Genomic DNA, 23,968 nt, shown 5'->3' on the forward strand with positions numbered 1-23,968 from the left:
ACCCGGCGGCGAGCGGCGGTGACGATGTCGGGCCCGGTGATGGTACGCCGCGGCGGCGTCGGGATCGGCGCGGATAGGCACCGGCCGGGCTGTCACAATGCGAGGTGCAGCCCGTACCCGTGATGAGGAGACCCGTTCCGTGATTCGTACCCATGACGCCGGCAGCCTGCGCGCGACGCAGGCCGGCACGACGGTGACGCTCGCCGGCTGGGTGGCCCGCCGGCGCGACCACGGCGGCGTCATCTTCGTCGACCTGCGCGACGCCTCGGGCGTGGTGCAGGTGGTGTTCCGCGAGGAGATGCAGCTTGCCCACGCGCTGCGCAACGAGTTCTGCGTACGGGTGACCGGCACCGTCGACCGCCGGCCCGACGGCAACGACAACCCGGAGCTGGCCACCGGCGAGGTCGAGGTCACCGCGACCGAGCTGACGGTGCTGTCCGAGGCCGCGCCACTGCCGCTGCCGATCGACGACCAGGTCGACGCCGGTGACGACGTCCGGCTGCGGTACCGCTACCTGGACCTGCGGCGCAGCGGGCCTTCGGGGGCGCTGCGGCTGCGGTCGCGGGCCAACCAGATCGCCCGTACGGTGCTGCACGACCGTGACTTCGTGGAGATCGAGACGCCGACGCTGACCCGGTCCACCCCGGAGGGAGCCCGTGACTTCCTGGTGCCGGTGCGGCTGCAGCCCGGCACCTGGTACGCGCTTCCGCAGTCGCCGCAGCTGTTCAAGCAGCTGCTGATGGTGGCCGGGATGGAGCGGTACTACCAGATCGCCCGCTGCTACCGCGACGAGGACTTCCGGGCCGACCGGCAGCCGGAGTTCACCCAGCTGGACATCGAGATGTCGTTCGTCACCCAGGACGACGTGATCGAGTTGGGCGAGTCGATCGTCGGCGCGCTCTGGCGGGAGCTGGCCGGGCACGAGATCGCCGGCCCGGTGCCGCGGATCACCTGGCACGAGGCGATGGACCGGTACGGCTCGGACAAGCCGGACCTGCGCTACGGCGTGGAGTTGACCGAGTTGACCGGGTTCCTGCGCGGCACCGCGTTCCGGGTGTTCGCCGGGGCGATCGACGCGGGCGGCTACGTCGGTGCGGTGGTGATGCCCGGTGGTGCCACCCAGACCCGTAAGGAGCTTGACGGCTGGCAGGACTGGGCCAAGGCGCGCGGCGCGCGGGGGCTGGCGTACGTGGTGCTGGACGCCGAGACCGGCGAGCCGCGCGGCCCGGTGGCGAAGAACCTGTCGGCCGAGCACCTGGGCGGGCTGGCCGACGCGGTCGGCGCCAAGCCCGGCGACGCGATCTTCTTCGCCGCCTCGACCAACCGGCGGGAGGCGCAGGAACTGCTCGGCGCGGCCCGGATCGAGATCGCCCGTCGGTCCGGCCTGATCGACTCCAGCGCCTGGGCGTTCTGCTGGGTGGTGGACGCGCCGATGTTCGAGCCGACCGAGGAGGGCGGCTGGACGGCGGTGCACCACCCGTTCACCTCGCCGACCGACGAGTGGCTGGACCGCTTCGACGGCGCCCCTGGCGAGGCGCTCGCGTACGCGTACGACATCGTCTGCAACGGCAACGAGATCGGCGGCGGCTCGGTCCGTATTCACCGCGCCGACGTGCAGCGTCGGGTCTTCGACCTGCTGGGCGTCAGTGAGCAGGAGGCGTCGGACAAGTTCGGCTTCCTACTGGAGGCGTTCAAGTACGGCCCGCCGCCGCACGGCGGTATCGCGTTCGGCTGGGACCGGATCTGCATGCTGCTGGCCGGCGTGGACTCGATCCGTGAGGTGATCGCGTTCCCGAAGACCCGGGGCGGCTTCGACCCGTTGACCCAGGCGCCGACGCCGATCACCGCCCAGCAGCGGGCCGAGGCAGGGGTGGACGCCAAGCCGAAGCCGCCGGCCGGTGTCGCGCCGACCCCGGTGGCCGGTACGGCTGGGGTAGCGGCCCCGGTGGAGCCGTCCTGATCTGCTGACCGGTTGTCGACGCTGAGCCCGGGTGCGCGAACGCGCCCGGGCTCAGGTGCGTCTGGAGCGCGTCGGACGGTTGCAGAAAAGCTGTGCACAAACGTTGTGCATGGTTTCTGTGCAGAGCTATTGTGCAGAGCATGGACGAGCAACTCTCGACGGTCTGGCTCACCGGGGACCAGGTCCGCACCTTGGCCCACCCGCTGCGGTTGCGGCTGCTCGGCGCGCTGCGCCTGGACGGGCCGGCGACCGCCACCAGCCTCGCCCACGAGCTGGGCACCAACACCGGCGCCACCAGCTACCACCTGCGAAAACTCGCCGACGCCGGGCTGGTCCGCGAGGAGCCTGCCCGGGGCACCGGCCGGGAGCGGTGGTGGCGGGCGGTCCACCAGGTCACCTCGTGGCGCAACACCTCCTTCGACGACGATCCGGATGCCCGCGCCGCCGCCGACTGGCTCAACAGCTACTTCGTGCAGCAGTTCGTCCGTCGGGCGGAGGACTGGCACACCGCTCGGGACGGCTACTCCACCGAATGGCGCGACGCCGCCGAGTACTCCGACGCCCGGTTGACCCTCACCGTCGACCAGCTGCGGCGGCTCAACGCCGACCTCGATGAGGTCGTCGAGCGGTACCGCACCGATCCCGGCCCCGGCGACGGGCCGGCCGAGCAGGTGATGTTGTACATGTACGCCTTCCCCCGTGTCGGCAGCGGCGGCGGTGGCGCGGACCGGCACGGGCCGACCGGAGACGAGCCGACCGGAGACGCGCCGTGACCGCGTTGGCCGCCCGCCAGGTGCACCGGCGCTACCTGATCCTGCACGGTCTGCGCTGGGCACCGACCGGACTGCTGATCCCCGTCACGGTGCTGCTGATGCTGGAGCGTGGGCTCGCCCTGCCGCAGATCGGCCTGGTCGTCGCCGCGCAGGGGCTCGCCGTACTGCTGCTGGAGCTGCCGACCGGCGGCCTGGCCGACGCGGTCGGTCGCAAGCCGGTGCTGCTCGGCGCGGCGGTGGCGAACCTGCTGGCGCTGGCGCTGCTCACCGTCGCCGACTCCTTCGTCCTGTTCGTCGTCGTGATGCTGCTACAAGGCGTCTACCGGGCGTTGGAGAGCGGGCCGCTGGAGTCCTGGTACGTCGACGCGACGCTCGCCGTCGACCCGGACGCGCGGTACGAGCATGGCCTGAGCCATGGTGCAGTGGTGGGCGGTCTGGCGATCGCCGCCGGCGCCCTGGCCTCAGGTGCGCTGGTGGCGCTCGGACCGGTCGGTCCGGTGAGCGCGTTGACCGGACCGGTCGTGGTCGCCGGGGTGCTGCAGGTCGTCGGCCTGGTCGGCCTGGCGCTGCTGCTGGTCGAGGTGCGGCCGGCGGGCAGGGCACCGACTCTCACTGCTTCGGTCCGGCAGGTGCCGTCCGTGGTGCTCGGCGCGCTGGGGCTGCTGCGGCGGTCCCGGATTCTGCTCGCCCTGATCTCGGTCGAGCTGTTCTGGGGTTTCGGCATGGTCTCCTTCGAGACGCTGCTGCCGGTGCGCCTGGCGGAGGTGGCCGGCGACGCCGACCGGGCGGCGGCGTTGCTCGGCCCGGTCGGCGCGGTCGCCTGGCTGGCGTCGGCCGCTGGCGCGGCTCTGGTGCCGGCGCTCAGCCGGCGGCTCGGCGTGCCGGTGACCGCCGCCGCGTTGCGCGTTCTGCAGGGGGCGACGGTGGTCGCAATGGCAATGCTCGCCGGGCCGGTCGGGGTGATCGTGGCCTACCTGGCCTGCTACGCCATCCACGGTGCGTCGAACCCGGTGCACATGGGTTTGCTGCACCGGCAGGTGGACGGCCCGCACCGGACCAGCGTCGTCTCGCTCAACTCGATGGTCGCCCAACCGGCGGGAGCGCTCGGCGGGGTGGTGCTGCTGGGTATCGCCGGCGCTGCGACGGTCAGCCTGGCGATGCTGGTCGGCGCGGCCGTGCTGGCCGCAGCCGCACCGCTCTACCTGGTGGCGCGGCGCAACCTACGCCAGCCGGTCGACCCGGCGCAGGCCGAGCCACCGTCGGCTGGCCAGGCGCAGATCGGGTCCAAGCTGGATTGGCGGCCGGCGCCGGTGGGTACGGAGGGAACGACCCACTGAACCCCCCAGGAGGACCATATGTTCGCCATCGTCGCGGCGGCCGTTTTCGGCTTCGCCTTGCTGCTCGACCTGATCAACAGCGATCTGGGCGCGCCGGACCTGTTCAACTGGAACACCCTGGTGCTGATCGGGCTGCTCTGCGTGGCCCTGCATCTTGCCGGTATCGGTGGTAGCGCCGGCCGCTGGTCCCGTCGGCGCCGGTAGGGCTGCGGCTGGCCGGGACGACCACCCGGCCCTGATCCCGACCGGGACGACCACCCGGCCCGATCTCGGTGCATTTCCGGCGTACGAGATCGGGCCGGTACTGTCTTGTTGATGGAGTCCGACACTCTCTTCTCCTACCCCGCGTCCGGCCGGCTGCACGACACGCAGCCGGCCGGACGCGGCGTGGCGGCGGGTCGCGGACTCGGCGACGCCGGGACGGCTGGCGACGCGGGGTCGCCGCTGCCGGTACGGATGCGTCCGGCGAGCATCGACGAGCTGGTCGGCCAGGAGCATCTACTCGCTCCCGGGGCGCCGTTGCGGCAGCTGGTGAGCGGTACCGCACCGATGTCGGTGATCCTGTGGGGGCCACCCGGTTGTGGCAAGACCACTGTCGCTCACCTGGTGGCCCGGGCCACCGACCGCCGGTTCGTGGCGATGTCGGCGCTGTCGGCCGGCGTCAAGGATGTCCGCGCGGTGATCGACGAAGCCCGTCGGCAACGGCGTACCGGCGGGTTGCCGACCGTGCTGTTCATCGACGAGGTGCACCGCTTCAGCAAGACGCAGCAGGATTCGCTGCTGGCGGCAGTCGAGGATCGGACAGTGACGCTGCTGGCGGCGACCACCGAGAATCCCCACTTTTCGGTCATCTCGCCGTTACTGTCGCGATGTGTCCTGCTCACCCTGCGACCACTCACCGAGGACGCGGTCCGTGACCTGCTCCGGCGCGCGGTGACCGACGAGCGCGGGCTCGGTAGCTCGCTCCGGCTGGCACCATCGGCAGAGGATCACCTCGTCCGGCTCGCCGGCGGCGACGTACGTAAGGCACTCACAGCGTTGGAGGCCGCCGCCGCCGCGGCGGCCGCCCTGTCCGCCGACGAGATCGACCTGGGCATCGCCGAACAGGCGATCGACGTCGCGGCCGTCCGCTACGACCGTGACGGAGACGTCCACTACGACGTCACCAGCGCCTTCATCAAGAGCATGCGCGGCTCCGACGTCGACGCCGCCCTGCACTGGCTGGCCCGGATGCTGGTCGCTGGCGAGGACGCCCGGTTCATCGCCCGGCGGATGGTGATCTTCGCGAGCGAGGATGTGGGGATGGCCGATCCGACCGCACTGTCGGTGGCGACCGCCGCCGCGCACGCGGTGGAGTACGTCGGCCTGCCCGAGGTGCAGCTGAACCTCGCCCAGGCGGTGATCCACCTGGCCAGCGCCCCGAAGTCGAACTCCACCACCACCGCGCTCGCGGCGGCCGTCGCGGACGTACGCGCCGGCAAGGGCGGTGGCGTGCCGGCCCATCTGCGCGACGGCCACTACTCCGGTGCGCAGCGACTCGGCCACGGGCAGGGCTACCGTTACCCCCACGACGACCAGCGCGGCGTGGTGACCCAGCAGTACCCACCGGACGAACTCGCCGGTGTTGACTACTACCGTCCAACCGAGCATGGTGCGGAGCGCGCGGTTGCCGCGCGGATGCCGGTGCTACGGCGGATCGTGCGCGGCGGCTCGGGCACCACGGCCGAGGCCGGTCGCACGGCCGAGACTGGTCCGTTGCCCGGAACCGCCGCGGCGTCCGACGACAGCGGCAGCGTGACTGCCGGGGAGGTACAGCAGTGAGAGCGCGCGGATCCGAGCGCCCGGAAAGCCCCGACGAGCGTCGCGACAGCCAGGCCGAGGGCAAGGCCAAGGGGCGCCGGTGGGGCAGGACAGCGCCGGTCGAGGAAGAAGTCAGCGGCGAAGAGACCGGCTGGCTCGACGACCTGCGTACCGCCAAGGAACAGCGGGTCGACATCGGACCCGGCGGGGTCGGCGGCGAGGCACCACCAGCGGGCCGGATGCCCCCACCCGGTCGGGGTGAGCCGGCGCCCGGCCTGGGCCGGCCCGCACCCTCGGATCCGAGCGAGCCGTCGGGCCGATCCGGTGGTGCCGCGTCGGGGGCCGCGGTACGTCCACCGACCGCCCAGCCACGCCCCGCCGCCGTGCCGGACCAGCCACGGCAGCCTGGCCCACGCGCCACACCGAACCACACCGGGCAGCCGGATCCGCGTGCGGGTCGGGCGCCGAACGGCCCGGTGACCGGCGAGCAGTCACAACATGGACCTGACCGGTACGACCGGCCGCCTCGCCAGGCCGGCTCGGCAAGCTCGGTGGTGCCACTGTCGGGCAACGCTCCGCCGCTGCCATCGTCCGGCCCGGCCCGGCCACCGGCACCGACCTCCGCCGCTGGCCGTTCCGGCCCCGGGCAGGCAACGGGCCCGGTTGCCGGTCGTTTCGGACCGGAGACCGCACCCGCTCCGATGGCTGGACCTGCTGGCCGGCCGGGCCCGGTGTCGCGCAACGGTACGGGACACGGCGACCCGGATCGTGACCCGTCCGGCCCACCGACCAGGTCCGCCGGTGGCCGTCGTCGTGCGCCCGATCCCGAGGAGTCGACGTCCGACTGGCCGCAGCGTCCGGCCGCGTTCGGCCGGGGTCCGGCCGCCGAGCCGCCGCGCGGCCCGGCCCCCCGTCCGTTGGGTCCCGACGTGTCCCGTCCACTCGGTCACGAGGTGCCTCGCCCGGTGGTAGGTCCGGCCTCGCGTGCGGAAACGGGTGCACCGCGCCCGGCGGGTCGGCACGCCTCGGGACCCGTGGACGGCCCGGCCGGTCCGACTCACGGTGAGCGGCCTGGGCCCGACCAGTCCTACGACCGTGGCGGCCCGTCCGGCGCGGCCCGTCCCGCGCAGCGGTCCGTACCCGACGCCGGACCGCGCCCCCGGGTCGGCCCCGGTCCGATGCCTGGACCAGGCTCGCCGGTCGGTCCGGTCTCACCAGCCGGCGGCCGTCCGGTCTCGCCTGCTGCCGGCGGTCCCACGCCAGCGGCTGGACCGGTGTCACCGGCTGGCGGTGCTCCCGGTCACGGTCGACCGGTTCATGGCCCGGCCCGCGCCGCGATGGCCGCCCCGGTGGTGCCCGGACCGGGTGGCGCGCTGCCGCCGACCCGCGATCCTCGGCGCGGCCCGGCAGCGGATCCGTCCGGTCGTCCGGGGGCCCGTCCGGCCGGTCCGCCGCCGGCTGGCCTGGCCGGTCCACCCGGGACCAGCCAGCCGCCGCCGGGGCCAGGCCGGGCCACGGTGCCGGCCGGCCCAGGGCCGGCCGCTGCCGTCGCGGCAGTACGGGCTCGGTCGGGCGCGCCAGTCGGCCCCCCTGTCGGTACCGGTCGAGAGCCTGCACCGGGCCAGCCACCCTCGCGGAGCCAGCCGGGCCCCCACCCGACCGGGCCGCTGCCGCCGGGGCGGGCCGCCGCCGGTCTGGCACCCGGCCGTCCGGCTGTAGACGGCCCGCCCCGGCCGGTATCCGGTGGTGCCGGCGGCAACGGTCCGGTGGCCCGGGCAGCCGCGGCGGCACCTGTGCGGCCCATCGGCCCCTACCCGGCCCCTGGCCCGGCTGGTCCGCATCCGATTCCTGGATCAGCTGCCCCGCATTCGACACCTGGATCCGCCGGTCCGCATCCGGGCGGCGGCCTCGGCCGAGCGCCGGCCGGTGGTGAGCCTGGCCGTGGACCGGCCCGCCCGGCGCGGGCCGGCGTGGCGGTGGACGATCGTATCGACGTGGCTCCCCGCAGCCCGGCCGCACCCCGGATGCCCGGCGGTGACGGACGGGCGGTGGCGGTGGCGGTGGCCCAGCCCCGGCCCCCGGCTGCCCCGGCCGCCGACGACCCGAGCGGTGGCGACTCCGACCCGGTGGCCCAGGGTTCCGGTGACGACACGGCGACGCTGCAGCAGCGGCGGCTGCGGGCGATCGCGTTGATCATGGTCGCGGTGGTGGTCCTCGCCGCGCTGCCGCTCTATTTCGGCATCCGGACGGCGACCCGGGACCCGGTGTTCAACGCTCTCGACCGGCTCGACGTGCCCGGATGGGCCGCGCAGGAGACCACCGACGCGGTCAGCGGCAGCCGGTGGTGCCTGATCGACTGCCGGTTCCGCGAGCGGACCCTCACCTCCGAGCGCGGCGCGGAGGAGACCGCCCAGGTCTACACCGCGGCGCTGACCGGCGCGGGCTGGCTGCCCTGGGAGGTGGACCTCTGCCCGTCCCAGCCCGTCGAGGACGGCCAGTACACCTGCTGGACCCGTGACGAGCTCACCCTCGACCTGTGGGTCCGGCCGCCGGCCTGCTCGGACGATCTGCTCGCGCAACGGCCGCCGGTGGAACCGCCGGCCGGCGAGGCACCCGCCGACGGCGACCCCGCAGGCGAACAGCCGGTCACCGAGGCGGACAGCTGCACCGGGTCAGTGGTCTCGATCAAGGTCCGCAACGCCATCGGCGATGATCGGACCAAACCCCAGCCGAGCCTCGACCCCTCGCTCACCGGTGAGGATCCGGATCCGGTCTTCACCGACGACCCGTTGCTCGACCTGGACCTCGAACCGTCGTGAGCGGACGACCATCACGGACGGTAGGGTCTGCACCGGTGGTGCCGCGTCCGCTGGCCACGGCGGTGTAGTGGGCCGGGTCGGCGTGGTGTGCCCGCAGGGGACGACCTGCGTACCGGGTCGCGGTCGGGGCAGGCGGTTCGTATAGAGGAGGACAGGCAGGCATGGATGGTGGAGAAATCGCGGCGCTGGTGGCCGCCGGGGCGTTCCTGATGCTGGTGCTCGTGCTCGCGGTGCCGATCCTGCGGTTGCGGCACACCGTGGACGCCGCGACCCGGGCGATCAACGATCTCAACGACCGGAGTGGTCCGCTACTCGGCCAGGTCAACACGTCCGTCGAGAACGTGAACACCGCGCTGAGCCAGGTGCACACGACCCTGGACGGCGTCAACATTCAGCTTGCCAAGATCGACACGATGACCGGTCACGCGCAGAACGTCACCGCCAACGTGGCGAACCTGGCCACTGTGGTCTCGGCCGCTGCGGCCAACCCGCTGGTGAAGGTCGCCGCGTTCGGGTACGGGGTACGCCGGGCCGCTTCCGCCCGGCGCAACGCCGAGCAGGAGCGCGACGTGCGGACCGAACTCAAGCAGCGCCGCCGGGCAGCCCGGCGTAACGCCGGATGAGTGGGAGGACGCTGTCATGAAACGCCTGCTCTGGCTCGGTGTGGGTCTCGCCGTCGGTGCCCTGGTGGTGCGCAAGCTGACCCGGACCGCGCAGTCCTACACGCCGTCGGGCGTCGCCGCGTCGCTGTCGGAATCCGCTGGTGGTCTGGTGGAATCGGTCCGTACCTTCGTAGAGGATGTCCGCGAGGGCATGGCAGAGCGCGAGCAGCAGATCCAGGCCGCGTTCGCCGAGGGCGTGGCGTTCGACGACCAGTTCGCCGAGTTGCGAGGCGATCCGACCGTCGGTGACAACGAGATTTTCCCCCAGGAGGACGTGCGGTGAAGACAGCGGAGATCAAGCGGCGGTTCCTCGCGCATTTCGAGGACAACGGTCACGCCGTGGTGCCGTCCGCTCCGCTGCCCGCGATCGACGACCCGAACCTGCTGTTCATCAACGCGGGCATGGTGCAGTTCGTGCCGTTCTTCCTCGGCCAGCGCACCCCGCCGTACCAGCGGGCGACGAGCGTGCAGAAGTGCATCCGTACCCCGGACATCGACGAGGTCGGCAAGACCTCGCGGCACGGCACCTTCTTCCAGATGAACGGCAACTTCTCCTTCGGCGACTACTTCAAGGAAGATGCCATCCCGCTCGCCTGGGACCTGTCCACGAAGCCGGCCGCCGCTGGCGGTTTCGGCATGGACCCGGAGCGGATCTGGGTGACGGTCTACCTCGACGACGACGAGGCGGCCGACATCTGGCGGCGGACCGGGGTGCCGGCGGAGCGGATCGTCCGCCGGGGCAACAAGGACAACTTCTGGTCGATGGGCATCCCCGGGCCGGCCGGTCCGTGCTCGGAGTTGTACTACGACCGCGGTCCGGCCTACGGGCCCGACGGCGGTCCGGAGGTCGACGAGGACCGGTTCCTGGAGTTCTGGAATCTCGTCTTCATGCAGTACGAGATCACCGAGGTGCTTGACAAGGAGCGGTTCAGCATCGTCGGCGACCTGCCGAAGAAGAACATCGACACCGGCATGGGCCTGGAGCGGATCGCGTCGATCCTGCAGGGAGTGGACAACCTCTACGAGATCGACGAGGTGCGTCCGGTGCTGGACCGGGCGGCCGAGCTGACCGGTAAGCGCTACGGCGTCCAGTCCGGTCCGTCGGCGACGGAGTCGCATCCCGACGACGTACGGCTGCGGGTGATCGCCGACCACGTGCGGACCGCGCTGATGCTGATCGGCGACGGGGTGACCCCGGGCAATGAGGGCCGGGGATACGTGCTGCGGCGGATCATGCGGCGGGCGATCCGGTCGGTACGGTTGCTGGGCTGGCAGGAACGAGCGTTGCCGGAGCTGCTTCCGGTGGCCCGCGACTGCATGGCACCGTCGTACCCCGAGCTGGCCGCCGACTTCGAGCGGATCTCGACGTACGCGTACGCCGAGGAGGACGCCTTCCTGGCGACATTGCGTTCCGGTACCACGATTCTCGACCTGGCGATCTCCGAGACGAAGGCCGCCGGCGGCGCGAAGCTCGCCGGCGACAAGGCGTTCCAGCTGCACGACACCTACGGCTTTCCGATCGACCTGACCCTGGAGATCGCCGCCGAGCAGGGCCTGTCGGTGGATTCAGACGGCTTCCGCCGGCTGATGTCCGAGCAGCGGACGCGGGCGAAGGCGGACGCGCGGGCGCGCAAGACCGGCCATGTCGACATGTCGGCCTACCGGGGAGTGCTCGACGCGGGTGGCCCGGTGGAGTTCACCGGGTACGCGGAGGTGGCCCGTGAGTCGCGGGTGCGCGCCGTGCTCGGCACCGACGGGGCCGTGCTGCCGGTGGCCGGTGAGGGTGACGTCATCGAGTTGGTGCTCGACAGCACGCCTTTCTACGCCGAGGGCGGTGGCCAGCAGCCGGACACGGGTCTGCTCACCGTCGGCGACGGCCGGGTCGAGATCTTCGACGTGCAGTCGCCGGTGCCGGGGTTGGTTGTGCACAAGGCCCGGGTGGTCCACGGCGAGGTGCGCTCCGGCGAGACCGGGTACGCCGAGATCGACGTCGCCCGGCGGCGGGCGATCTCCCGTTCGCACACCGCGACCCACCTGGTGCACCAGACCATGCGGAACTTCCTCGGTGAGTCGGCGACGCAGGCGGGTTCGTTGAATGCGCCGGGCCGGCTGCGGTTCGACTTCAACACCCCGGGGGCCGTCTCCCCGTCGGTGCTGGTCGACATCGAACAGCAGGTCAACGAGGTGCTGCTGCGGGATCTGGAGGTGAACGCGTTCATCACCTCCCAGGAGGAGGCGCGTCGGCTCGGCGCGATGGCGCTGTTCGGTGAGAAGTACGGCGACGAGGTGCGGGTCATCGAGGTCGGTGACTACGCGCGCGAACTGTGCGGCGGGACCCACGTGACCCGCTCCGGCCAGCTCGGTCTGGTCAAGATTCTCTCGGAGTCGTCGATCGGTTCCGGGGTGCGCCGGGTGGAGGCGCTGGTCGGCATCGACGCGTTCAACTTCCTGGCCCGTGAGCACCTGCTGGTGGCCCGGCTCGCGGAGCTGTACCGGGTGCCGGCCGATCAGGTCGCCGACCGGGTACAGCAGACCGTGACCCAGTTGCGGGACGCGGAGAAGGAGCTGGAGAAGCTGCGGGCGCAGCTGGTGCTGGGTGGCGCGGCGGCGCTCGTCGCCCAGGCCCGGGACCTGGGCGGGGTGGCGTACGTCGGGACGGAGGCGCCGGAGGGCGCGGTCGGCAACGATGTGCGGACGCTCGCCCAGGAGATCCGCGGCAGGATCGACCCGTCCCGTCCCGGGGTGGTCGCGGTCGCCGCGCGGTCGAACGGCAAGGCGTCGCTGGTGGTGGCGGTGAACGCGGCCGGCAAGGGGCGCGGTATCTCGGCGGCCGATCTGGTCAAGGGGGCGTTGCGCGGTCGGGGCGGCGGGAACGCCGATCTGGCGCAGGGCGGCGGTCTACCGGCGGCGGAGGCATCGAATCTGCTGGCCGCAGTGGAGAAGGCGATCGTCGAGTCGGCGTGACTGACGACTGACGACTGACGGCGTGACTGACGACTGACGGCAGGTGCGGCAGTGAGCGACGCGATGGCAGACGGCTTCGTCCGTGGTCGTCGGCTCGGCGTCGATGTGGGACAGGTCCGGATCGGTCTGGCGATCAGCGACCCGGACGGCATCCTCGCCACTCCGCTGCTGACGGTGCAGCGTGACAGGTCGACCGGCACCGGATCTGCGCCGAATATCGCTTCTACCGCTACTCCGTCAGATATTGCGAAAATTGTCCAAATAGCGGACGAATACGAGGTGCATGAGGTTATTGTCGGCTTGCCGGTGAACCTCGCCGGGCGCCACGGACCGGCGGCCGACGCCGTCACCGCCTACATCAGGTCACTGAGCGTGGCAGTTGCGCCGATTCCGGTCCTGATGACAGACGAAAGGATGTCGACGGTGGTCGCTAGCCGTAGGCTGTCCGAGCGGGGTGTCCGGGGACGGCGTCAGCGCGCGGTGGTCGATCAGGCGGCTGCCGTGGAGATCCTGCAGAGCTGGCTGGATGCGCAGCGGAGGCGGATGTGATGATCGACGAACTTGACCTTGCCTTTGAGGACCGGGCGGACAAGGGCCGGCACCGTCGCGGTGCCCGGCGCAAGAAATCGTCCGGCGGCAGCGGCAGAGGAAAGACCGTCGCCGCGCTGCTGGTCACCCTGCTGATGCTCGGGCTGCTCGGTGGCGGCGTCTGGTACGGCTTCGACCGGGTACAGAACCTGCTCGTCACCCCCGACTACGAGGGTGGCGGCACCGGTGAGGTGGTCGTGCAGGTCAGTTCCGGCGAGACCGCCACCGACATCGGCAACACCCTCGTCGAGGCCGGTGTGATCAAGAGCACCAAGGCCTTCACCAACGAAGCCCGCAACAACTCTCGGAGCCAGAACATCCAGCCGGGCTTCTACCGCCTGCGCTCGGAGATGAGCGCCGCAACCGCGCTGAGCCTGCTGCTCGACCTGGAGAACAAGATCTCGAACCGGGTGACCATCCCGGAGGGCCGTACCGCCAAGCAGATCTACCAGACGCTCGCCGAGGCGACCGACATCCCGGCCGAGGAGTTCGCCGCGGCCGCGCAGGACCCGCTCGCGTTGGGGGTGCCGGACTGGTGGCTCACCCGCACCGACGGCCAGCAGGTCACCCCGTCGGCCGAGGGTTTTCTCTTCCCGGACACCTACGACCTCGACCCCGACAGCACCGCCCCGGAGATCGTCCGGCTGATGGTGGACCGCTTCCTCACCGTGACCGGCGAGATGCAGTACGCCGAGCGGGTGCAGGCCGAGCGGGGCGGGATCAGCCCGTACGAGGCGCTGATCGTGGCCTCGCTGGCCCAGGCCGAGGCCGGCATCGCCGAGGACCTCGCCAAGGTCGCCCGGGTCGCCTACAACCGGGTCTACAGCGACGACTTTCCCTGCAGCTGCCTGCAGTTCGACGTCACGGTCAACTACTACTGGGAGCTGACCGGCGTGCCGACCAAGGCGTCCAAGGACATGACCAGGGAAGAGCTGTACGACGAGAGTAATCCGTACAGCACCCACGCGCGCGCCGGGTTGCCGCCGACGCCGATCAACAACCCGGGCAAGGCCGCACTGGAAGGGTCGGTCGACCCACCGGACGAGGACTGGGTCTTCTTCGTCGCGATCGACAAGGAAGGCCGCTCGGCGTTCGCGACGACCGTCGAAGAACATGACGCCAACATCGCGATCGCCCGGCAGAACGGCGTGCTCTGAGGTGACCGGTGCCACCCCGCAGGGCAGCGGCCCGGCCGGCGCCGGCCGCACCGGTGCCCGTCGGGTGGCGGTCGTCGGCAAGCCGATCGCGCACTCGCTCTCCCCGGTCATCCACGACGCCGGCTACCGGGCCGCCGGGCTGACCGGCTGGACCTACACCGCGATCGAATGCGCCGAGGCGGAGCTGCCAGACCTGTTCGCCGGTCTCGGTCCCGACTGGGCCGGCCTGTCGGTCACCATGCCGTTGAAGGAGACGGCGCTCGCGCTGGCCGAGGAGGTCTCGCCGGTCGCGGCCGCCGTCGGCGCCGCCAACACCCTGGTACGCCGGCCGACCGGCCGCTGGTACGCCGACAACACCGACGTGCCCGGCATGGTCGAGGTGCTGCGTGCCGCCGGAGTCGGCGCCGGTGCCCGGTTCACCGTGCTCGGTGCCGGTGGCACCGCCCGGGCGGCGTTGGCCGCCGCAGCGGCGTTGGCCGCCGATTCCGTGACGGTGCTGGCCCGGCGCGCCGAGGCGGTCGGTGAGCTGGAGCCGGTCGCGGCGGCACTCGGTCTCGGTATCACCGCCGCCGACTGGGCGGACCGTGCGGCGGGAGCGACCGGTGCCGACGTCCTGGTGTCCACGCTGCCCAAAGGCGTCGCCGACGAGTTCGCCGGTCGGTTGCGGTTGACCCCGGCCACGGTCTGCTTCGACGCGATCTACGATCCCTGGCCGACCCCGTTGGCCTCGGCCGCCGCAGCGGCCGGTTCCCGGGTGGTGTCCGGACTGGACCTGCTGCTCGCCCAGGCGATCGGCCAGTTCGAGCAGTTCACCGGGGTCGCCGCGCCGGTGTCGGCGATGCGGGCGGCGTTGCGCGACGCCTGGTCAGGACGTTCGGCCCCGGGCCAGCGTCAGCACGACGGTCAGTGATGATCCGGCGGCACCGAGGATGATCAGCGCCATCGGCAGGGCGCTCGTGGCCCCGGCCAACCCGACCAGCGGCGCGGCCAGCGCTCCGATGCCGGAACCGACCGCGCCGAGCAGGGCGGCGGCGGTGCCGGCGTGCCGGCCGTGGTTCTCCAGCGCCAGGGCGGTGCCGTTGGGCAGCACCATCCCGATGGTGCCGACGTACACCGCGAGCGGGATCAGCACCAGCCACAGCTGACCGCTGCCCGCGCCGATCACCAGCGCCGCCGCGGCGAGCACCCCGGCGACCAGCGCCCCGACGAACAGTGACCGCGGCCGGTGCCGGCCGACCAGCCGGGCGTTGAGCTGCCCGAGTGCGATCAGGCCCACCGAGTTGACCCCGAACACCAGGCTGAACATGGTCGGGGAGAGCCCGAAGCCGTCCTGCAGCACGTACGGCGACCCGGCGAGGTAGGCGAACAGTCCGGCGAACGCGAACCCCTGGGTCAACGCGTACCCGACGAAGGTCCGGTCGGTGAGCACGGTGCGGGCCGCCCGCGCGGTGCCGGCCAGCCCATCGGGGTTGCGGCGCCCGGCCGGGAGGGTCTCCGGCAGCCAGCGGGCCAGGACCATGGCGAGCAGGGCCGCGATCACCGCGAGGACCACGAAGATGCCCCGCCAGGAGGTGACCGACAGCACCAGCGCGCCGAGCGCCGGGGCGGCGATCGGCGCGACCCCGAAGATGATCAGCAGCCGGGAGAAGAACCGCACCGCGTCGTCGCCGGAGAAGAGATCGCGCACCACCGCCCGGGCCACGACCACCCCGACGCCACCCGCGACGCCCTGCAGCAGTCGTAGCCCGACCAACGCCTCGGCGGTCGGCGCCGCCGCGCAGGCCAGGGCGATGAGCCCGTAGCCGATGGTGCCGGCCAGCACCGGGCGGCGTCGGCCCCAGCGGTCGCTGAGCGGGCCGCCGACCAGCTGCCCGAGCGCCACGCCGATCAGGCAGGCGGTCAGCGACAACTGCACCCGGGCCGGTGTTGCGCCGAGGTCGTCGCTGATCGCCGGGAACGCCGGCAGGTACATGTCGATCGACAGCGGCCCGATGGCGGTGACCGCGCCGAGCAGGATGAGCAGCGCCGCCGGCCGGCGGCGGACATCGTCGTCGTTCGGCACGCGGACCGCCGTTACCTCTCAGTGCGCTTCAGTGAGCACCCGGTTGGTAGCCCTGCCTTGCGGCGGGACGGTCCCGGTCTGACCGGCGGGTGCCGTGCCGGGTTGTACGCCACCCGGGCAGCCCCGGCGTGAGCGAGGACGTCGCGTTCCTGACCGGGGTTGGCGTCGCGTTCCTGACCGGGGTTGAGGTCGAGGGCGAACCGGTGTGCCTGGATCGTCTTCACGCCGGGTCCTCGATGGCGGCCTCGACCGCGCGGCGGGCACGGTCCGCCGCCGCTCGACGGCCGTACAGCCGGGCACACAACGACGTCAGGATCTCGGTCACGTCGCGGACCAGGTCGTCATCGACCTGGTCCGGGTCGACGACGAGCAGGCGCCGGCCCTGGGCGGTCAGCGCGGCCTCGACGTATTCGGCGCCGAAGCGCGCGAACCGGTCCCGATGCTCGACCACGATCGTGGACACCGACGGGTCGCTCAGCAGGGCGAGCAACTCCTTACAGTGCCCGTTGAGCGCGGACCCGACCTCGGTCACCACCCGGTCCACGCCGAGCTTCTGCCCGGTGGCCCACACGGCCAACCGTGCGACCTGCCGGTCCAGGTCCGCCTGCTGACCGGCCGATGACACCCGTGCGTACACCACGGTCTGCCCGGTCCCGGCCGGCGTGCCGGTGACCGGTTCCCCGACCATGATCAGGCGGCCGATCCGGTAGGTGGGAACGGGCAGCGTCCCGGACTCGTAACGCCGACGTGCCGTCGCGTACGAGATTCCGGTGACCGCTGCCCATTCCTTCAAATTCACGACGCAACTATAGCCGACTAATGAGCGCTATCGAAGACCGCCAAGCCAACAGGTGTCAGCCCTCGAGATCACCCCACCGCGGCCGAGGACGTGCGAAGCCGGGTGATCGGGCTACGCGAGCGACGGGCCGCCGGTGTCCGGAGGGCGGGACGCGGGTGCCGTGCCGATCCGGCGGCCGACCGGGCCGTGTCACACTTTCGGACGTGTTGCGCTGGCTGACTGCAGGTGAATCCCACGGCCCCGCCCTGGTCGCTCTTCTCGAAGGCGTCCCCGCCGGGGTGGAGGTGACCAGCGCCGAGATCGGTCGTGAGCTGCGGCGACGCCGACTCGGCTACGGCCGGGGCGCGCGGATGAGCTTCGAGCAGGACGAGATCGAGATCATCGGCGGGTTGCGGCACGGCGTGACGCTGGGCAGCCCGGTGGCGATCCGGGTGGGCAATTCCGAGTGGCCGAAGTGGCGCACGGTGATGGCCGCCGACCCGGTCGACCCGGCGGAGCTCGCCAGCCAGGCCCGCAACGCACCGTTGACCCGGCCGCGGCCGGGTCACGCCGACCTGGCCGGCATGCAGAAGTACGGCCACACCGACGCCCGGCCGATCCTGGAGCGGGCCAGTGCCCGGGAGACCGCGGCCCGGGTCGCGGTCGGCACCGTCGCCAGGGCACTGTGCCGCCAGTCGCTCGGCATCGAGATCGTGTCGCACGTCGTCGAGTTGGGCTCGGTCGCCGCCAAGCCCGGGGTGCAGCCGCGCCCGGAGGACGCCGAACGGGTCGACGCCGACCCGCTGCGCTGCCTCGACCCGCAGGCGAGTGCCCAGATGGTCGCCGAGGTCGACGCCGCGAAGCGGGACGCGGACACCCTCGGCGGGATCGTCGAGGTCCTCGCCTACGGGGTACCGCCGGGTCTGGGCAGCCACGTGCAGTGGGACCGCAAGCTCGACGCCCGGCTGGCCACCGCGGTGATGTCGATCCAGGCGATCAAGGGTGTGGAGATCGGCGACGCCTGGCAGCAGGCCCGGTCCCGAGGCTCGGTCGCACACGACGAGATCATCCCGACCGCGTCGGGGGTGCGTCGGGTCACCGACCGGGCCGGCGGGCTGGAGGGTGGCATCAGCACCGGGGAGCCACTGCGGGTACGCGCGGCGATGAAGCCGATCTCGTCGCTGAACCGGGCGCTGTCGACGGTCGACGTGACCACCGGCGAGGCGGCGACGGCGATCAACCAGCGGTCCGACGTGTGCGCGGTGCCGGCGGCGGCGGTGGTGGCCGAATCGATGGTGGCGCTGGTGCTGGCCGAGGCGCTGACCGAGAAGTTCGGCGGCGACTCGGTGGCCGAGATCCGGCGTAACCTGGCGGGGTACCTTGACCACCTGGTGATCCGCTGATGGCACCGGTCTGCGTGCTGGTCGGCGCGCCCGGCTCAGGCAAGACGAGCACCGGTGAGGCACTGGCCGCGCTGCTCGGCTGCGAGTTCCGTGACACCGACGCGGACATCGTCGCGGCGGCCGGCAAACCGATCCCGGACATCTTCGTCGACGACGGCGAGGAGCATTTCCGGGCGCTGGAACGGGCTGCGGTACGGGCGGCGCTGCGGAGCTTCCCCGGGGTGCTCGCCCTCGGCGGTGGGGCCGTCCTCGCCGAGGAGAACCGCGTCGCGCTCGCCGGGCAGACCGTGGTCTATCTGATCGTCGAGCTCCCCGATGCGGTACGCCGGGTCGGTCTGAGCAGCGGCCGGCCGCTGCTGGCGATCAACCCACGGGCCACCCTCAAACATCTGCTGGAGCAGCGGCGGCCGCTGTACGAGCAGATCGCCACGCACCGGGTGGATACCGACGGCCGCACACCGCAGCAGGTCGCCGCCGACGTCGCGGCACTGCTGCGCACGACCGGGCCGGGAGCTTCGTCGGCCGAGCCGGCGTACTAGGCTCGGTGCCGATGGACTCGACGACCCGCATCCCGGTGCCCGGTGACCGCCCGTACGACGTCCTGGTCGGTCGGGGCCTGCTCGACACGTTGCCGACGCTGCTGCCCGGCGCGGACCGGGTGGCGGTGCTGCACGCGCCGCCGCTGAAGGCACACGCCGACCGGATCGCGGCCGCGTGCGCGTCCGCCGGTGCCCGACCCCTGCTGATCGAGGTGCCCGACGCCGAGGCCGGCAAGTCCATCGACGTCGCCGCGCGGAGCTGGGCGGCGCTGGGCTCGGTGGGTTTCACCCGTACCGATGCGGTGGTGGGTGTCGGTGGTGGCGCGGTGACCGACCTGGCCGGGTTCGTCGCCGCCTGTTGGCTGCGTGGGGTGCGGTGGGTGCCGGTCGCGACCAGCCTGCTGGGCATGGTCGACGCGGCGGTGGGCGGCAAGACCGGGATCAACACCGAGGCCGGAAAGAACCTGGTCGGGGCGTTCCATCCGCCGGCCGGGGTGCTCTGCGACCTCGACCTGCTGGCCGGTCTGCCGCCGGTGGATCTGGTGGCCGGGTTGGCCGAGGTGGTCAAGTGCGGCTTCATCGCCGATCCGGCGATCCTGGAGCTGATCGAGGCCCGTCCGGCGGCTGCCTCCGACGCGGTCGGCCCGCAGGTGCGGGAGTTGATCGAGCGCGCGATCGCGGTCAAGGCCGACGTGGTCGGCAGCGACCTGCGGGAGTCCGGGCTGCGGGAGGTGCTCAACTACGGGCACACCCTGGCGCATGCGATCGAGAAGGTCGAGGGGTTTCGCTGGCGGCACGGCCACGCGGTGTCGGTCGGCCTGGTGTACGCCGCGACGCTGGCCCGGCTGGCCGGGCGGCTGGACGCCAGCGTCGCCGACCGGCACACAGCGGTGCTGGCCGCGCTGGGGTTGCCGACCGGCTACCGGGCCGACGCCTGGCCGGAGTTGCTGGCCACCATGCGGGTGGACAAGAAGGCGCGGGGCTCTCGGCTGCGGTTCGTGGTGCTTGACGGGCTCGCTCGTCCCGGCATACTCGACGGCCCCGACGACGCGTTGCTCGCCGAGGCGTACCAGCAGCTGACGACGGCATGAAGACCTACGTGTTGAACGGTCCGAATCTCGGGCGGCTGGGCAGCCGCCAGGTCGACGTCTACGGGGCCACCAGCTACGCCGACCTGGTGGCGATGTGTGAGCAGGTGGGCCGGGACGCCGGGCTCGACGTCGAGGTGCGCCAGACCGACGCCGAGCACGAGATGCTGGGCTGGCTGCACGCCGCCGCTGACGCCGAGGCCGCCGTGGTGCTGAATCCGGCGGCCTGGTCGCACTACTCGTACGCTGTCCGCGACGCCTGCGCGCTGCTGCGCGGCCCGCTGGTCGAGGTGCACATCTCCAACATCCACGCCCGGGAGCAGTTCCGGCACCATTCGGTGGTGTCGGCGGTGGCGACCGGGGTCATCTGCGGGCTCGGCGTCGACGGCTACCGGCTGGCGCTGCTGCACATCGCCCAGCTCGCGGCGGCCCGTCCCAGCTGATCCGCGTCGGCCCGATAGACTTGCCGGGTCCGTCGCCAATTGAAGATCAAGGCAGGAAATGGCCACCACCAACGACCTGAAGAACGGGCTGGTTCTCAACCTCGACGGCGAGCTGTGGTCCGTCGTGGAGTTCCAGCACGTCAAGCCCGGCAAGGGCGGCGCTTTCGTGCGTACCACCCTGAAGAACGTGCTCTCCGGCAAGGTGGTCGACAAGACCTTCAACGCGGGCACCAAGGTCGACACCGCCACCGTCGACAAGCGGACCATGCAGTACCTGTACGCCGACGGCGAAGACTACGTCTTCATGGATCTGGAGACCTTCGACCAGATCACCGTCCCTGGCGGTACGGTCGGTGAGGCCGCGAACTACCTGCTTCCGGAGGCCGAGGCGACCGTCGCCACCCACGAGGGCGTGCCGCTGTACATCGAGCTGCCGACCAGCGTGATCCTCGAGGTCACCTACACGGAGCCGGGTCTGCAGGGCGACCGGTCCACCGGCGGCACCAAGCCGGCGACGGTCGAGACCGGTGCCACGGTGCCGGTGCCGCTGTTCATCACCACCGGTGAGAAGATCAAGGTCGACACCCGCGACGGCCGCTACCTCGGCCGGGCCTGATGGCCGAGGGTCCCAAGACCTCGATGCCGGCACGCCGCAAGGCGCGTAAGCGGGCCCTCGACGTGCTCTACGAGGCGGACCTGCGGGACCTGCCGCCGCCGCAGGTGCTTGTCGGCTACATCGCCCGGCTCTCGCCGCGTCCGGAACACCTCGACTACGCGATCGGCCTGGTGGAGGGGGTCGCGGCCTACCGCGCCAGGATCGACGAGCTGATCGGCAGCTACGCCGAGGGCTGGACGCTGGACCGGATGCCGGTGGTGGATCGCAACCTTGCCCGGATCGCCGTCTACGAGTTGCTGTACGTCGACGAGATCGACGATGCGGTGGCGATCACCGAGGCGGTGGAGTTGGCCCGGCAGATGTCGACCGACGACTCGCCCCGGTTCCTCAACGGCCTACTGGACCGGATCGCGGAGTACACGCCGCACTAGCTTCCATCCGCCGGCCGGCCAGCCGCGGCGACGGCCAGCCGCGTCGGCCGGCCCGGCGACGGCCCGGTGCCCTGCTGCAACGGCTACAGCGCTGGCGGGGCCCGATTCACCGATCGGGTCCCGCCAGCGCTGTGTGTCGCCGTCAGGAGGTGGAAATCCCCCGTCAGGAGGCGAAGAACGCCCGCGGGTCGGCGACCAGTACGCCGTGCTCGTTCAGCCGTTCGATCAGGCCGGACGGCGACGAGTCGTACACGATGGCCAGGGCCCGCAGGTCGTCGGCACGGATGGACAGCACCCGGCCGTTGTAGTCGCCACGCTGCTGCTGGATCGCCCGTGCGTACCGGGCGACGTAGGCGAGGTCCTCGCCGGCTTCGTCGTACAGCCGTTCCAGATCCAGGACGATCTTGCTGGTGGGTTCGTGGCGGACGCCACTGCCGTCCGGCAGTAGTTCCGACACGGGTACCCGGTAGAAGTCGGCCAGTTCAGCGAGGCGGGAGACGGTGACAGCCCGGTCCCCACGCTCGTAGGAACCGACGACGACAGCCTTCCAGCGCCCGTTCGACTTCTCCTCCACCCCCTGCAGGGACAGCCCCTGCTGCTGACGGATGGAGCGCAGGCGGGCGCCCAACGACTTGGCGTACTCAGAGGGCATTCGGACTCTCCCAGTGCTTTGCCCGGGGCTTTCCCCAGCGATCGCTACGGAGCGTGACGGTACGGCGGTTCGCAAGCGCGGTCAAGTGGTGAATAGTAATGAGTGAGCAAGATCGTAACGACTTGCCCGGAATTTCGTCTTACTGATGCGACACTCAGCGCCCCTGCGCTGCCCGGCAACGGGACACTGGTAACGTTCTCCGTGACCGCTGACCAGCCGGTGCCCGGCTGGCGGTGCCCCCGACATCCTTTAACGACCCGTCCCGTGAGGCGGGGAAGGAGGTCCGCTGTGGCCTACCCATCGGCCACCCAATCATCGACGACGATGCCACAGTCGGTTAAGTGCATCTTGACCAGCGCAGACATTCAACGCGTCGTCGACCGGATCGCCCATCAGGTGCTTGAAAAGACCAACGGGGCACAACGCACCGTACTCTTGGGCATCCCCACCAGGGGCATTCCGCTCGCCCGCCGTCTCGCCGCCCGAATTCGGACATTCGAGGGCGTCAGTGTGCCGGTCGGTGTGTTGGACATCACTCTTTTCCGGGACGATCTGCGGCTCAAGGCCACCCGGGCGGTCGGCCCGACCGATCTGCCGCCGGGCGGGATCGACGGCCAGCGGGTGATCCTGGTCGACGACGTGCTCTACTCCGGCCGCACGGTACGGGCCGCGCTGGACGCCATCAGCAATCTCGGCCGGCCGAGTTCGGTGCAGTTGGGGGTCCTGGTCGACCGGGGCCACCGGGAGCTGCCGATCCGGGCCGACTACGTCGGCAAGAACATCCCCACCGCGCTCAGCGAGAACGTGAAGGTGCTGCTCGCCGAGACCGACGGCCTCGACGAGGTGCGGCTGTTCAGCTCCGTCGGTGTCGCACCGCAGGACCCGCAGCCGGGGAGGGCACAGTGATGATCAAGCACTTGCTGTCCGGTGCCGACCTCGACGCGGCCACCGCCACCCAGATCCTGGACACCGCGGTGGAGCTCGCCTCGTTGGCCGGCCGCGAGGTCAAGAAGCTCCCCACGCTGCGCGGCCGGACCGTGGTCAACCTCTTCTACGAGGACTCCACCCGGACCCGGATCTCGTTCGAGGCCGCCGCGAAGCGGCTCTCCGCCGACGTCATCAACTTCTCGGCGAAGGGGTCCAGCGTCTCCAAGGGCGAGAGCCTCAAGGACACCGCGCTGACACTGCAGGCGATGGGTGCCGACGCGGTGGTCATCCGCCACCCCGCCTCCGGGGCGCCCCACCGGCTCGCCAACTGGGTCGACGGGTCGGTGGTCAACGCCGGTGACGGCACCCACGAGCACCCCACCCAGGCACTGCTCGACGCGTACACCATCCGGGCCCGGCTGGGCCGCCTCGCCGGCCTGCACGTGGTGATCGTCGGCGACGTGCTGCACAGCAGGGTCGCCCGGTCCAACGTGTTGCTGCTGGCGACCCTCGGGGCGAAGGTCACCCTGGTCGGACCACCACCGTTGATCCCGGTCGACATCGTCGCCGCGCTCGCCCCCGGCGTGCAGGTCGGCTACGACCTCGACGCCGCGCTGCCCACCGCCGACGTGGTGATGATGCTGCGGGTCCAGCACGAGCGGATGGCCGACTCGTACTTCCCGTCCGCCCGCGAGTACGCCCGCCGCTACGGACTGGACGGCGCCCGACTGCGTCGGATGCCCGAACACGCGATCGTCATGCATCCCGGCCCGATGAACCGCGGCATGGAGATCTCCGCCGACGTCGCCGACTCGCCCCGCTCCACCATCGTGGAACAGGTCGCCAACGGGGTAAGCGTCCGGATGGCCGTGCTCTACCTGCTGCTGGGCGGACGCGGCGCGTGAGGCGCAGCGGTAACCGCCCACCTCGAACACCTCGCGTCTCCCACGGACCCCACGCTGACCACGG

General features: G+C 71.6%; 25 protein-coding genes. 21 read left to right on the forward strand and 4 right to left on the reverse strand.

Translation table 11 applies throughout. The features are described from left to right. Positions 1-139 precede the first annotated feature (139 nt). The 13 genes from aspS to ACFHVL_RS16475 all read left to right on the forward strand — a co-directional run bounded on the left by aspS (position 140) and on the right by ACFHVL_RS16475 (position 14,970). Positions 140-1,960: an aspartate--tRNA ligase gene (gene aspS, locus ACFHVL_RS16415; RefSeq protein WP_416628800.1), complete on the forward strand. Its 1,821-nt coding sequence runs from the start codon at positions 140-142 to the stop codon at positions 1,958-1,960. A 140-nt stretch (positions 1,961-2,100) separates the two neighbouring features. Further along, the gene (locus ACFHVL_RS16420) at positions 2,101-2,733 is read left to right on the forward strand and encodes a helix-turn-helix domain-containing protein (RefSeq protein WP_416628801.1); all 633 of its coding nucleotides are present in this window, start codon (positions 2,101-2,103) and stop codon (positions 2,731-2,733) included. After that, complete coding sequence (locus tag ACFHVL_RS16425) at positions 2,730-4,070, forward strand: MFS transporter (protein WP_416628803.1); 1,341 nt, start codon at positions 2,730-2,732, stop codon at positions 4,068-4,070. Before ACFHVL_RS16420 ends, ACFHVL_RS16425 begins: the two co-directional genes overlap by 4 nt. Before the next feature lie 18 nt (positions 4,071-4,088). Further along, entirely contained in the window at positions 4,089-4,274 is a 186-nt protein-coding gene (locus ACFHVL_RS16430; RefSeq protein WP_416628804.1) for a hypothetical protein, read from the forward strand. Positions 4,275-4,385: 111 nt separating this feature from the next. Then, positions 4,386-5,891, forward strand: coding sequence for a replication-associated recombination protein A (locus ACFHVL_RS16435; protein ID WP_416628805.1), 1,506 nt, complete (start codon positions 4,386-4,388; stop codon positions 5,889-5,891). Between the two features lie 1,269 nt (positions 5,892-7,160). Then, a complete protein-coding gene (locus tag ACFHVL_RS16440) occupies positions 7,161-7,589 on the forward strand; it encodes a hypothetical protein (RefSeq protein WP_416628807.1) in 429 nt (142 codons plus the stop codon). A gap of 269 nt (positions 7,590-7,858) precedes the next feature. Next, the gene (locus ACFHVL_RS16445; RefSeq protein ID WP_416628847.1) at positions 7,859-8,689 is read left to right on the forward strand and encodes a hypothetical protein; all 831 of its coding nucleotides are present in this window, start codon (positions 7,859-7,861) and stop codon (positions 8,687-8,689) included. A 161-nt stretch (positions 8,690-8,850) separates the two neighbouring features. Beyond that, positions 8,851-9,312 carry a DUF948 domain-containing protein gene (locus tag ACFHVL_RS16450; protein WP_416628808.1) on the forward strand — a complete coding sequence of 154 codons (462 nt, stop codon included), beginning with the start codon at positions 8,851-8,853 and terminating at the stop codon, positions 9,310-9,312. Positions 9,313-9,328: 16 nt separating this feature from the next. Then, positions 9,329-9,634, forward strand: coding sequence for a hypothetical protein (locus tag ACFHVL_RS16455; RefSeq protein ID WP_416628809.1), 306 nt, complete (start codon positions 9,329-9,331; stop codon positions 9,632-9,634). After that, positions 9,631-12,315, forward strand: coding sequence for an alanine--tRNA ligase (alaS, locus tag ACFHVL_RS16460; protein ID WP_416628811.1), 2,685 nt, complete (start codon positions 9,631-9,633; stop codon positions 12,313-12,315). The genes ACFHVL_RS16455 and alaS overlap by 4 nt, the downstream gene beginning before the upstream one ends. 63 nt (positions 12,316-12,378) lie before the next feature. Then, positions 12,379-12,864: a Holliday junction resolvase RuvX gene (gene ruvX, locus ACFHVL_RS16465; RefSeq protein WP_416628849.1), complete on the forward strand. Its 486-nt coding sequence runs from the start codon at positions 12,379-12,381 to the stop codon at positions 12,862-12,864. Then, positions 12,864-14,060, forward strand: a complete 1,197-nt coding sequence (gene mltG, locus ACFHVL_RS16470) for an endolytic transglycosylase MltG (protein ID WP_416628812.1) — start codon at positions 12,864-12,866, stop codon at positions 14,058-14,060. The genes ruvX and mltG overlap by 1 nt, the downstream gene beginning before the upstream one ends. A gap of 1 nt (position 14,061) precedes the next feature. Beyond that, on the forward strand, positions 14,062-14,970 hold the full coding sequence (locus ACFHVL_RS16475) for a shikimate dehydrogenase (RefSeq protein ID WP_416628813.1): 909 nt from the start codon (positions 14,062-14,064) through the stop codon (positions 14,968-14,970). On the opposite strand, the gene ACFHVL_RS16480 is transcribed toward ACFHVL_RS16475, so the two are convergent. The 3 genes from ACFHVL_RS16480 to ACFHVL_RS16490 are packed head-to-tail and all read right to left on the reverse strand — an operon-like array spanning position 14,926 to position 16,921. Further along, on the reverse strand, positions 14,926-16,122 hold the full coding sequence (locus ACFHVL_RS16480; RefSeq protein WP_416628815.1) for a multidrug effflux MFS transporter: 1,197 nt from the start codon (positions 16,120-16,122) through the stop codon (positions 14,926-14,928). The two genes, ACFHVL_RS16475 and ACFHVL_RS16480, sit on opposite strands and share 45 nt — an antisense overlap. Positions 16,123-16,133: 11 nt before the next feature. Next, positions 16,134-16,346 (reverse strand): hypothetical protein, encoded by a 213-nt coding sequence (locus ACFHVL_RS16485; RefSeq protein WP_416628816.1) that lies wholly within the window; start codon positions 16,344-16,346, stop codon positions 16,134-16,136. Further along, complete coding sequence (locus tag ACFHVL_RS16490; protein WP_416628818.1) at positions 16,343-16,921, reverse strand: IS607 family transposase; 579 nt, start codon at positions 16,919-16,921, stop codon at positions 16,343-16,345. Before ACFHVL_RS16490 ends, ACFHVL_RS16485 begins: the two co-directional genes overlap by 4 nt. A gap of 203 nt (positions 16,922-17,124) precedes the next feature. Between ACFHVL_RS16490 and aroC the strand changes: the two genes are divergently transcribed. The 6 genes from aroC to nusB are packed head-to-tail and all read left to right on the forward strand — an operon-like array spanning position 17,125 to position 21,420. Beyond that, the gene (gene aroC, locus ACFHVL_RS16495) at positions 17,125-18,303 is read left to right on the forward strand and encodes a chorismate synthase (RefSeq protein WP_416628819.1); all 1,179 of its coding nucleotides are present in this window, start codon (positions 17,125-17,127) and stop codon (positions 18,301-18,303) included. After that, positions 18,303-18,842, forward strand: a complete 540-nt coding sequence (locus ACFHVL_RS16500; RefSeq protein WP_416628821.1) for a shikimate kinase — start codon at positions 18,303-18,305, stop codon at positions 18,840-18,842. Before aroC ends, ACFHVL_RS16500 begins: the two co-directional genes overlap by 1 nt. A gap of 11 nt (positions 18,843-18,853) precedes the next feature. Next, the gene (gene aroB, locus ACFHVL_RS16505; RefSeq protein ID WP_416628822.1) at positions 18,854-19,933 is read left to right on the forward strand and encodes a 3-dehydroquinate synthase; all 1,080 of its coding nucleotides are present in this window, start codon (positions 18,854-18,856) and stop codon (positions 19,931-19,933) included. Further along, entirely contained in the window at positions 19,930-20,373 is a 444-nt protein-coding gene (gene aroQ / locus ACFHVL_RS16510; RefSeq protein ID WP_416628824.1) for a type II 3-dehydroquinate dehydratase, read from the forward strand. Before aroB ends, aroQ begins: the two co-directional genes overlap by 4 nt. 58 nt (positions 20,374-20,431) lie before the next feature. Beyond that, a complete protein-coding gene (gene efp / locus ACFHVL_RS16515; RefSeq protein ID WP_416628825.1) occupies positions 20,432-20,989 on the forward strand; it encodes an elongation factor P in 558 nt (185 codons plus the stop codon). A 23-nt stretch (positions 20,990-21,012) separates the two neighbouring features. Continuing rightward, positions 21,013-21,420: a transcription antitermination factor NusB gene (gene nusB, locus ACFHVL_RS16520; RefSeq protein ID WP_416628850.1), complete on the forward strand. Its 408-nt coding sequence runs from the start codon at positions 21,013-21,015 to the stop codon at positions 21,418-21,420. Positions 21,421-21,583: 163 nt separating this feature from the next. On the opposite strand, the gene ACFHVL_RS16525 is transcribed toward nusB, so the two are convergent. Then, positions 21,584-22,072 carry a transcriptional regulator gene (locus tag ACFHVL_RS16525; protein ID WP_326554083.1) on the reverse strand — a complete coding sequence of 163 codons (489 nt, stop codon included), beginning with the start codon at positions 22,070-22,072 and terminating at the stop codon, positions 21,584-21,586. A gap of 288 nt (positions 22,073-22,360) precedes the next feature. On the opposite strand from ACFHVL_RS16525, the gene pyrR reads away from it, so the two are divergent. Next, complete coding sequence (pyrR, locus tag ACFHVL_RS16530; RefSeq protein WP_416628827.1) at positions 22,361-22,978, forward strand: bifunctional pyr operon transcriptional regulator/uracil phosphoribosyltransferase PyrR; 618 nt, start codon at positions 22,361-22,363, stop codon at positions 22,976-22,978. Then, positions 22,978-23,904: an aspartate carbamoyltransferase catalytic subunit gene (locus tag ACFHVL_RS16535; RefSeq protein ID WP_416628829.1), complete on the forward strand. Its 927-nt coding sequence runs from the start codon at positions 22,978-22,980 to the stop codon at positions 23,902-23,904. The genes pyrR and ACFHVL_RS16535 overlap by 1 nt, the downstream gene beginning before the upstream one ends. Positions 23,905-23,968 lie beyond the last annotated feature (64 nt).

This window comes from Micromonospora sp. LOL_023, assembly GCF_048060115.1.
In the GTDB taxonomy this organism is placed as follows: domain Bacteria; phylum Actinomycetota; class Actinomycetes; order Mycobacteriales; family Micromonosporaceae; genus Micromonospora_E.

What these genes read in the sequence shown, in the direction of transcription:
- ACFHVL_RS16420 (WP_416628801.1), top strand. Translation starts at nt 2,101, where the DNA reads ATGGACGAGCAACTCTCGACGGTCTGGCTCACCGGGGACCAGGTCCGC.
- ACFHVL_RS16430 (WP_416628804.1), top strand. Translation starts at nt 4,089, where the DNA reads ATGTTCGCCATCGTCGCGGCGGCCGTTTTCGGCTTCGCCTTGCTGCTC.
- ACFHVL_RS16435 (WP_416628805.1), top strand. Translation starts at nt 4,386, where the DNA reads ATGGAGTCCGACACTCTCTTCTCCTACCCCGCGTCCGGCCGGCTGCAC.
- ACFHVL_RS16450 (WP_416628808.1), top strand. Translation starts at nt 8,851, where the DNA reads ATGGATGGTGGAGAAATCGCGGCGCTGGTGGCCGCCGGGGCGTTCCTG.
- ACFHVL_RS16455 (WP_416628809.1), top strand. Translation starts at nt 9,329, where the DNA reads ATGAAACGCCTGCTCTGGCTCGGTGTGGGTCTCGCCGTCGGTGCCCTG.
- ruvX (WP_416628849.1), top strand. Translation starts at nt 12,379, where the DNA reads ATGGCAGACGGCTTCGTCCGTGGTCGTCGGCTCGGCGTCGATGTGGGA.
- mltG (WP_416628812.1), top strand. Translation starts at nt 12,864, where the DNA reads ATGATCGACGAACTTGACCTTGCCTTTGAGGACCGGGCGGACAAGGGC.
- ACFHVL_RS16500 (WP_416628821.1), top strand. Translation starts at nt 18,303, where the DNA reads ATGGCACCGGTCTGCGTGCTGGTCGGCGCGCCCGGCTCAGGCAAGACG.
- aroB (WP_416628822.1), top strand. Translation starts at nt 18,854, where the DNA reads ATGGACTCGACGACCCGCATCCCGGTGCCCGGTGACCGCCCGTACGAC.
- aroQ (WP_416628824.1), top strand. Translation starts at nt 19,930, where the DNA reads ATGAAGACCTACGTGTTGAACGGTCCGAATCTCGGGCGGCTGGGCAGC.
- efp (WP_416628825.1), top strand. Translation starts at nt 20,432, where the DNA reads ATGGCCACCACCAACGACCTGAAGAACGGGCTGGTTCTCAACCTCGAC.
- nusB (WP_416628850.1), top strand. Translation starts at nt 21,013, where the DNA reads ATGCCGGCACGCCGCAAGGCGCGTAAGCGGGCCCTCGACGTGCTCTAC.
- ACFHVL_RS16525 (WP_326554083.1), bottom strand. Translation starts at nt 22,072, where the DNA reads ATGCCCTCTGAGTACGCCAAGTCGTTGGGCGCCCGCCTGCGCTCCATC.
- ACFHVL_RS16535 (WP_416628829.1), top strand. Translation starts at nt 22,978, where the DNA reads ATGATCAAGCACTTGCTGTCCGGTGCCGACCTCGACGCGGCCACCGCC.